The 8,872-nt window shown below is 55.9% G+C and carries 6 protein-coding genes; 4 read left to right on the top strand and 2 right to left on the bottom strand.

Annotated features, from left to right (window positions below; translation table 11 throughout):
- Positions 1–1,262: leucine-rich repeat domain-containing protein (locus GA0061077_RS06095; protein ID WP_234696543.1), on the top strand; the 1,262-nt coding region annotated here is incomplete at its 5' end.
- A 485-nt stretch (positions 1,263–1,747) separates the two neighbouring features.
- Here the strand turns inward: GA0061077_RS06095 and GA0061077_RS06090 are convergent.
- Together GA0061077_RS06090 and GA0061077_RS06085 are read right to left on the bottom strand one after the other, a co-directional pair.
- Positions 1,748–3,088: an aspartate aminotransferase family protein gene (locus GA0061077_RS06090; protein ID WP_091848055.1), complete on the bottom strand. Its 1,341-nt coding sequence runs from the start codon at positions 3,086–3,088 to the stop codon at positions 1,748–1,750.
- A 9-nt stretch (positions 3,089–3,097) separates the two neighbouring features.
- The gene (locus tag GA0061077_RS06085) at positions 3,098–4,531 is read right to left on the bottom strand and encodes an APC family permease (RefSeq protein WP_091848054.1); all 1,434 of its coding nucleotides are present in this window, start codon (positions 4,529–4,531) and stop codon (positions 3,098–3,100) included.
- Positions 4,532–5,020: 489 nt separating this feature from the next.
- Here GA0061077_RS06085 and nrdF point away from each other — a divergent pair, with 489 nt between their 5' ends.
- The 3 genes from nrdF (at position 5,021) to GA0061077_RS06070 (ending at position 8,769) form a co-directional block, all read left to right on the top strand.
- Entirely contained in the window at positions 5,021–6,070 is a 1,050-nt protein-coding gene (gene nrdF, locus GA0061077_RS06080; RefSeq protein WP_091848053.1) for a class 1b ribonucleoside-diphosphate reductase subunit beta, read from the top strand.
- Between the two features lie 189 nt (positions 6,071–6,259).
- On the top strand, positions 6,260–7,798 hold the full coding sequence (gene zwf / locus GA0061077_RS06075) for a glucose-6-phosphate dehydrogenase (RefSeq protein ID WP_091848052.1): 1,539 nt from the start codon (positions 6,260–6,262) through the stop codon (positions 7,796–7,798).
- The gene (locus tag GA0061077_RS06070; protein ID WP_091848167.1) at positions 7,795–8,769 is read left to right on the top strand and encodes a glucose-6-phosphate dehydrogenase assembly protein OpcA; all 975 of its coding nucleotides are present in this window, start codon (positions 7,795–7,797) and stop codon (positions 8,767–8,769) included. Before zwf ends, GA0061077_RS06070 begins: the two co-directional genes overlap by 4 nt.
- Positions 8,770–8,872 lie beyond the last annotated feature (103 nt).

The following is an 8,872-nucleotide window of genomic DNA, read 5'->3' as shown; positions in this document are numbered from 1 at the left end:
AGATCAGCGACATCACACCGCTGCAAAACCTCACCAAACTTCGAGACATCAGCCTGACCCAAAATAAGGTCACCAACATAACTTCACTCCAAAATTGCACCAATATCGAACACCTGATGCTAGACTACAATCAGATTGCCGACGCCAGTCCACTACGCAACCTTGTCAAACTCACCTACCTCTCCCTGATCAGCAATGAGATCAGCGATATCACCGCACTCAGAAACCTTACCGCACTCAAATTCGTCTACATAAGCGGCAATCACATCAGCGACATCACACCGCTGCAAAACCTCACCAACCTCGTCCTCGTCGCCGCGAACGTTAATGAGATCAGCGATATCACCGCACTCAGAAACCTCAACCTCCTAGCCCTCGGACTGAGGAAGAATCAGGTCAGCGACATCACACCGCTGCAAAACCACACCAAAATGACCCAACTTTTCCTGAGCGACAATCAGATTAGCGATGTGACCCCACTACAAAACCTCACCGACCTGACCCAACTTAACTTAGGCAACAACCGAGTCAGCGATGTGACCCCACTACAAAACCTCACCGACCTGACCCAACTTGACATAAACGACAACCGAGTCAGCGATGTCAGCCCGCTTCACCACATCACAAAAGTGCAAGTAATAAACGCCAGGAACCAAAAGGCGATTCTTCCCGCCACCATCGACTCTCCTGTGACTATGGAGACCGCGAAACGGGTAGACGGGTCGCCCATCACCCCCACTAGCATGACTCCCACCAGCGGAAAATACGACCCAGCAACCGGACGCGCAACATGGGAAAGGACCGACCTGGGCAGCAGCACCACAGTAAGCCTGACATTCGAAGAGAGACCCGGTTCCATCATATTCACAGGTTCCATTGAGCAGCCGGTAGATCCCGTACCGACGCCTACGCCTACGCCCAAGCCTACTCCTACTCCTACGCCCACTCCCACGCCCACTCCTACGCCCACTCCCACGCCCACTCCCACGCCCACTCCTACGCCCACTCCTACGCCCACTCCTACGCCCACTCCTATGCCAATACCAGGCCCGGTCCTTCCGGCACCGACACCCATGCCAGCACCGGCTCCAACACCCGATCCGAAACCAGACACAAACCACGCGAAGACATCCGCCCCTTCGACCGGCACCAGCACACTGTCAAAAACAGGCAGCAACATCACAGCCGCCGTCATCCTCATGACAATGACACTTCTAACCGGACTGGGTGCCACCATCATCCGCAAACGCGCAACATCCTAAAACCACAATAGAAAAACCGAACCTTTGTTCGGGGCCGCCCGCTCTATCCATCTGAAGCGTGCGGCCCCGAACAATTCCATCAATATCGCATACGACACTTTGCAAAACAAGCCAAGCAAATCACCTTTCTAACCGCTACCACCATGAAAATCGGCATACGACGGCACCTGTCCGCACCGTCGCAGACGCGCGCAAAAACAATAACCGAATCTTTTCGCCCCTAAGTAAAGTCGTTCCTACATGTTCGGACTATGCCAAAGACGGCCAGATAGCATTTCAAACACAAACAAGGCGAGGCTCATCACGAAGCCTAACATTCCTGGGCCATCGTTGAAATAGGATGAGGTATTTTAAACTCAAGTAAAACTTGTTACCACTTACAAAATTCCCCGTAACGTTGAGCCCGCCACCAGCGTGAACTGGCGGCGGGCTCAATCAATTCAATGGGTCGCCGATTACTTCAAAACGACAGTTTGCTGCACTACCTACCAACCAATATTTGCTGCATCCTCAGGCAGGCTCAACTTGCCTGCCGCCAATTCGGACAGCGCCTGATCGAAGGCATCGAAGGCCTGCTGCAACTGTTCGTCAGTAATGACCAGCGGCGGCTGGAAACGCAGAATGTAGCCGCGCAGGCTGATGATGATGACCCCCAGTTCAAACATGCGATAAATCAGTTTGGTGGTAGCTGCCTCATCACCCTTGCCGGTTTTCGAATCGATGATATCGACGGCGCCGTCCAAGCCGTAGAAGCGGATATCGCCGATGAAATCGTACTGTTCGCGTTTCTTTTCGAAGTAGGCCTGAACCTTCGGACCCAGCTTCGCGGAACGTTCGAGAAGGTGTTCCTGCTCGATGACATCCAGCGTGGCATTCGCCGCAGCCGCCGTAACCGGATTGCCGGCCGTTGTGAAGGCGTGAGCAGGAGAACCCAGAGAATCCATGATTTCCGCTCGCCCTACAAGCGCGCTCAGCGGCAGGCCGGAGGCGATCGACTTTCCGACGGTCATCAGATCGGGTTCAAGACCGAAGTTCTGAATGGACCACCACTTGCCGGTGCGACCCATGCCTTGGTTGACCTCATCAATCGCGAGCACGATTCCATGCTCGCGCGCAAACTTCCAGATGAACTCCATATAAGCCTGAGGTGCCTTCACAATGCCACCATCACCTTGAATCGGCTCAATGACGATCGCGGCGACCTCCTCGGCCGGAAGATAGGTTTCGAACGGCAGTTTGAAAGCGGCAACCATACGCTCAACAAACTCGCTCTCACTCTCGCCGGGCAGTCGGTCATGCAGATCAGGGAACGGTAGCTTGACTACTCCCGGAAGCATCGGAGCCATGCTGCGGCTCATATTCAAGCTGACCGACGACAGAGACATCGAGCCATATGTGGAACCGTGATAGGCACCCGTATAGCTGACGATGTACTGGCGTCCAGTGTAGCCACGCGCGAACTTGATAATCGCATCGTTGACTTCCGAACCGGAATTGCCCCAAGCGACCTTAACCGGCCCGCTTATCGGAGCCAGCTGCGCGAGACGCTGCGACGATTCAACCTCAGGGCCACTGGCGAAATAGGCCGGCGTATATTGAATCAGTTCAGCGGCCTGCTCCTGAATTGCCTCCACTACATGGGGATGGCAATGCCCGACGTTGGTCGCGGAAGCGCTGGCCAGCAAATCGATGTATTCGCGGCCGTCGGCATCGGTCAGCAAAGCTCCCTGCGCCTTCTGAATGACGATATCGAAATACTTGATTCGCACCGCGGAAGAGAGGAATTCGTTTTCGCGAGCCAATAGCTGTTCGTTGTTGCCCGACATCTCCGTCCCTTACTTCGCTTTGCTTAATGCAGAACGCCGCATTCCGTAGCAGAAATAGACAATCAGACCGAAGACGAACCAGCCGAATGCGTAGATTTTTGCATCGTTACTCAGTCCCATGAACACAATCAAAGAGCCCAGGAAAGCAAGAGCGGGCATCACCGGATAGAACGGCATCTTGAACCCGGGCTCGGCGATATCCTTGCCTTCGCGCTTGCGCAGACCGTAGATACCGAGCGAGACGAACATGAAGGCGATCAAGGTGCCGGCCGAAATCAGCTGGCTCAGGAAGGCGAACGGGAAGATGGAGCCGATGACCACAGCGAAGATCGTCAGCGTCAGCAAGGCGTTGTTCGGCAGGTGCTTCTTGTCAATCTTGCCCAACCAGCCGGGAAGCAAACCATCACGTCCAAAGGAGTAAATCAGTCGGGAGCCGGCCATCATCATGCCGATCAACGCAGTGAACATACCGATGCAAGCCACGGACGAAACGATGGCGGCAATAATTGGGTGGCCGCTTTGACGCAAGGCCCAGCCCACCGGTTCGGCGTTGTTGGCGTACTCCGGGTAGTGGAACATGCCGACTAGAACAAGCGACACCGCCATGAACAACACGACGGCGATGGCAAGGGAGCCGAGAATCCCGCGAGGCATCGTCTTGGCGGGTTCCTTGGCTTCCGCGGAATTGGCTGCGATGGAATCGAAACCGATGTACGCAAGGAAGATCATTGAGACGCCGGCATAAATCCCCTGCCAGCCACCGAAGGCTGACCCATCAGCATTGAGATGGAACTCAGGAATAAAGGGAACGTAGTTCTCCGGCTTGATCGCAGTGCAACCGACCACGATGAAGAGCAAAATAACCAAAACCTTGAAAACAACAAGAACGTTTTCAATTCGACTGGTTTCGGTGGCTCCGCGAGAAAGCAGGAAGGCCACTGCGAGAATGGCAATTACGGAAATCAGGTCGATCACACCGCCATCGGTACCGAAGGGATTGGCCAGCATCTTCGGCAGAGTCCACCCAAGAGGGGCAATCAAACCGCGGAAATTGGCCGACAAGCCGGAACCGACGAAGGCCACAGCGATGAAGTATTCGGCCAGCAGAGCCCAACCGGAGATCCACCCGAAGACTTCACCGAAAATGACGTTGATCCAGGAATACGCTGAGCCTGCGAACGGCAACGCAGAAGCCATTTCCGCGTAGGCGAAAGCCACCAGACCTGCGACCAGACCGGCAGCCAAGAAAGAAATCACCACTGCAGGACCAGCGTGCTGAGCTGCTACAGTTCCGGGCAAAGTGAAAATAGCCGTGGATACGATGGTTCCCAGACCCAGCGCCAAGAAGTCCCGCACACGCAATGTGCGCTCCAAATGAGCATCTTTCTGCTCATAAACGCCGGGATCCTCTTTTCGGAATATACGTTCCTTGAACGTCATCATACCTAACCCTTCGTTTTCTCAATACATGAAAGCAAACCATGTCGAATCGCATTAATGTCGCCAGTCTTGCCGGCCACTTTTGATTCTCGGCTCTAGGGATCAAAGTACTGTATCGCGTCGGTTTAATGCTCCGATATTTCGCATAGTGACATATATACATGCAATATTCACGACAAACCTGACGGGCCGCGCACGGTCGTCACCACCACCTATACACATTCGATATAGTGCCTATCCATGTTATTTAACTCACACTCACTGTTATTCACCGCGTGCCGCCAAGCGAATCTGTCATCTACCGATTACCATATGTAGAGGTATCACTTTGCCGCGTCACTAGATGTAGTGTTGTCGGCGTTGGAAACTAGCCGCTCTATGTCAATGGAATGCCGGAGAATGAACATCCCCGGCAAGTGTTTGCGAGCAGCTGGTCAGCTGTTGCAGATGCCAGTAAAACGTTGAAAATTGGCACAAAAGAAGGAAACATTCATGACAGAGGTCAAACTCGCCGACGATAAGATGATGGCAGAATCGCTGACTCCACCGCAGTGGTCAACGGCCTTCGCCAAAGGCGCGGACCCCAAGTCCATGCGCATCCGCCCCGTGAACTGGAACAACATCCAAGACGACAAGGACCTCGAGGTCTGGAACCGTCTCATCGCCAACTTCTGGCTGCCTGAGAAGGTGCCGCTGAGCAACGACATCCCGACCTGGCGTTCCATGACCGAACACGAACGTCAGACCACCGTGCGTGTCTTCACCGGCCTGACCACGCTCGACACCGAGCAGGCCACCGTGGGCGAGCTTGTTCAGATTCCCGATGCGCTTACCGAGCACGAGCAGGCCATCTATACCAACATCGCCTTCATGCAGTCGGTGCACGCCCGTTCGTATTCCTCAATTTTCTCTACACTTTGCTCTTCCGAGCAGATCGACGAAGCCTACCGCTGGGCCGTTGGCAACGATCTGGTGCAGGAGCGCGTGCGCATCGTCATGGAGCAGTACCAGTCCGACGACCCGCTTAAGCGCAAGGTCGCGGCGGTTATGCTCTCCTCGCTGCTCCTCTACGCAGGCTTCTACCTGCCGCTCTACTTCTCCAGCCGCGCAAAGCTGATGAACACTGCCGACATGATCCGCCTTATCCTGCGCGACAAGGCCATCCACGGCTACTACTCCGGCTACAAGTATCAGCGTCACCTTGAGCATCGCACTCAGGCAGACCAGGAAATGCTTAAGAAGTATACGATGGAGCTGCTCGAGCAGCTTTACCAGCTTGAGGTCAAGTACTCCGACCAGGTTTACGAAGGCTTTGACTTCATCGACGACGTGCAGGCATTCGTCCGCTACAACGCCAACAAGACCCTGATGAACCTGGGCTACGAAGCCGAGTTCACCGCCGCCGAAACCAAGGTGAGCCCCGAGATCATCGCCGCGCTCTCCCCTTCGGCCGATGAGAACCACGACTTCTTCTCCGGCTCCGGCTCCTCCTACGTCATCGGCAACGCCGAAGCAACCGACGACGACGACTGGGACTTCTAACTAAACACCAGTACAAAGGTCGACTGGACGAACCGAAAGAGTGGAATTTCTTCCCATCTCGGTCAGTCCGGCCGGCCTTTGTCGTTTCTGCCGAACAGGCAACATATCCAACTGTGATTAGGGCGACAAAGTTGACCACCGGTTGATTTTCTGCTTACAGACCAGCGCTTTACCGCTACACTTGAAAGCATGAGTGAACAAACTTCTTGGGCCAATCCCCTGCGTGACCCGCGAGACTTACGACTGCCACGCATTGCCGGGCCTTGCAGCTTGGTGATTTTCGGCGTCACCGGTGACCTGTCGAAAAAGAAACTGCTTCCCGCCATCTACGATCTGGCCAATCGAGGCTTGCTTCCACCAAGCTTCGGATTGACCGGCTTTGGTCGCCGTGACTGGAGCAACGAAGCTTTCGCTGACTTCGTCAAGGAAAACGTACAGGCGCACTGCCGCACACCGTTCCGCGAGACCACTTGGAACAACTTGGCCAAGGGCATCCGCTTCGTGCAGGGAACCTTCGACGACAAGGCGGCCTTCGAGCGGTTGAGCCAGACCGTGCAGGAACTCGACCGCGACCGCGGCACCCGTGGCAACCACGCGTTCTACATGTCCGTGCCGCCAAGCGCATTCCCGCTTGTTTCCAAGCAACTTGCGGACTCGGGACTGGCCAAATCCAGCGAGAACGCATGGCGTCGAGTCATCATCGAGAAGCCGTTCGGACACGATCTCGAAAGTGCACAGGAACTCGATCGCGTTGTTTCCGAGGTCTTTGATCCGAGTTCCGTGTTCCGCATCGACCATTACCTCGGCAAGGAAACCGTCCAGAACATGTTGGCATTGCGTTTTGCCAACTCCATGTTCGAGCCGATCTGGAACGCCAACTACGTTGACCACGTACAAATCACCATGGCCGAGGACATTGGCATCGGTGGCCGCGCCGGCTATTATGACGGCATCGGCGCTGCGCGTGATGTCATCCAGAACCATCTTTTGCAACTGATGGCCCTGACCGCAATGGAAGAACCGGTGAGCTTCGCAGCATCCGACCTGACGGCAGAAAAGACCAAAGTGCTTTCCGCGGTCCGCCTGCCCAAAGACCTCGGTGCCTACACCGCGCGAGGCCAGTATGCAGCCGGTTGGCAAGATTCACAGCAGGCGTGCGGATACCTTGATGAAAAAGGCATCGATCAGTCCAGCACCACCGAAACCTACGCAGCCATCACGCTGAATGTCGACACGCGCCGCTGGGCGGGCGTGCCGTTCTATCTGCGCACCGGCAAGCGCTTGGGCAAGCGTGTCACGGAAATCGCCGTGGTGTTCAAACGTGCACCACATCTGCCTTTCGAGCAGACCGCCGTACGCGAGCTGGGCAACAACGCCATCGTCATTCGCGTGCAGCCCAACGAGGGCGTCACCATGCGCTTCGGCGCGAAGGTTCCGGGCGCCGCCGCCATGGAAGTGCGTGATGTATCGATGGACTTCAGCTACGGCCGCAGCTTCACCGAAAACTCCCCAGAAGCCTACGAACGCCTGATTCTCGACGTTTTGCTCGGCGACCCGCCACTGTTCCCGACCACCAAAGAAGTGGACCTGAGCTGGGAGATCCTCGACCCGATCGAGGAATATTGGTCCACGCTCGGCCAGCCGCAGCCATACCGCTCCGGCACATGGGGCCCGAAAGAAGCCGACGATATGCTTGCACGCGATGGACGCCATTGGAGGATGCCATGATCATCAAAATGCCCAATACCCAAACCAGTGCCATCGCACGCAAAATCGAGGAATTGCATCAGCAGCGTGGCGAGGCCGGTAACGACCGAGTTCTGACACTGATTATCTCAACGGATGATCAGGAACTCGAAAATGCGCTAAAAATTGCCAATTTCGCAGGCCGTGAGCATCCTTGCCGCGTAATCGCAATCGTTCCGGAAACCAAGGAACTGCCGTTCTGCGACATCGACAAGGAACCGGAGTGCTATGTCACCGATTCCACCGATGAGGAGACCGACCTCGACGCGCAGGTTCGCTTCGGCGCGGATGCCGGGGCCGGCGAGGTCATCGTTTTGCGCCCGCGCAACGGACTGTGCCAGCACACCGACACCTTGGTGATACCGCTGCTGGTGCCCGACGCACCGGTCGTGACATGGTGGCCGACCAACCCTCCGGACAACCCTTCCAGCGATCCGTTGGGAGCAATGGCCGGAAGCCGCATCACGGACGCACGGCGTTCGAGCACCCCGGACAAGACCTTCGCCACGCTTCGCTCCAATTGGGAACCGAAAGACATCGATTTTTCATGGACGCGTGTGACCATCTGGCGCGCAATGGTGGCCACCACCCTCGACCAACCTCCGCATCTGCCGGTCGAAAGCGTAAGGGTAACCAGTCAGCGCGATTATCTTCCGGTGGAACTGCTCGCCGCTTGGCTTGCGTTGGAGCTCAATGTTCCCGTGGACGTCGAATACCAAGATGGCGCCGACGGCGTGACCGGAGTCTATCTAACCCGTTCGGATGGTGTGATCTCCGTAGAACGCCCAGATTCGCGCGAAGCCATCATCAGCCAGCCCGGCCAGGCCTCGCAACGCGTAGCCATGCCGCTGCGAACGCTCGAGGACTGCCTGAGCGAGGAGCTACGTCGCATCGACCCGGACGAAATCTACGCCGATGTCATCAACAAAGGCTGGAACATGATTTCGGCCTGATCGTTGCCGTACTTGACGTAAGACAACAAAGCCGGGGTGACGCACGATTCTTAACCGAGACAGCATCATCCCGGCTCCGCTATTCACATAGGTACCATTCAAT

It is taken from the genome of Bifidobacterium commune (genome assembly GCF_900094885.1).
Taxonomy (GTDB): Bacteria; Actinomycetota; Actinomycetes; order Actinomycetales; family Bifidobacteriaceae; genus Bifidobacterium; species Bifidobacterium commune.
The sequence above is the reverse complement of the archived record's forward strand: the minus strand, read 5'-3'. Positions and strand labels throughout refer to the sequence as shown.

What these genes read in the sequence shown, in the direction of transcription:
- GA0061077_RS06070 (WP_091848167.1), top strand. Translation starts at nt 7,795, where the DNA reads ATGATCATCAAAATGCCCAATACCCAAACCAGTGCCATCGCACGCAAA.
- GA0061077_RS06085 (WP_091848054.1), bottom strand. Translation starts at nt 4,531, where the DNA reads ATGATGACGTTCAAGGAACGTATATTCCGAAAAGAGGATCCCGGCGTT.
- zwf (WP_091848052.1), top strand. Translation starts at nt 6,260, where the DNA reads ATGAGTGAACAAACTTCTTGGGCCAATCCCCTGCGTGACCCGCGAGAC.
- GA0061077_RS06090 (WP_091848055.1), bottom strand. Translation starts at nt 3,088, where the DNA reads ATGTCGGGCAACAACGAACAGCTATTGGCTCGCGAAAACGAATTCCTC.
- nrdF (WP_091848053.1), top strand. Translation starts at nt 5,021, where the DNA reads ATGACAGAGGTCAAACTCGCCGACGATAAGATGATGGCAGAATCGCTG.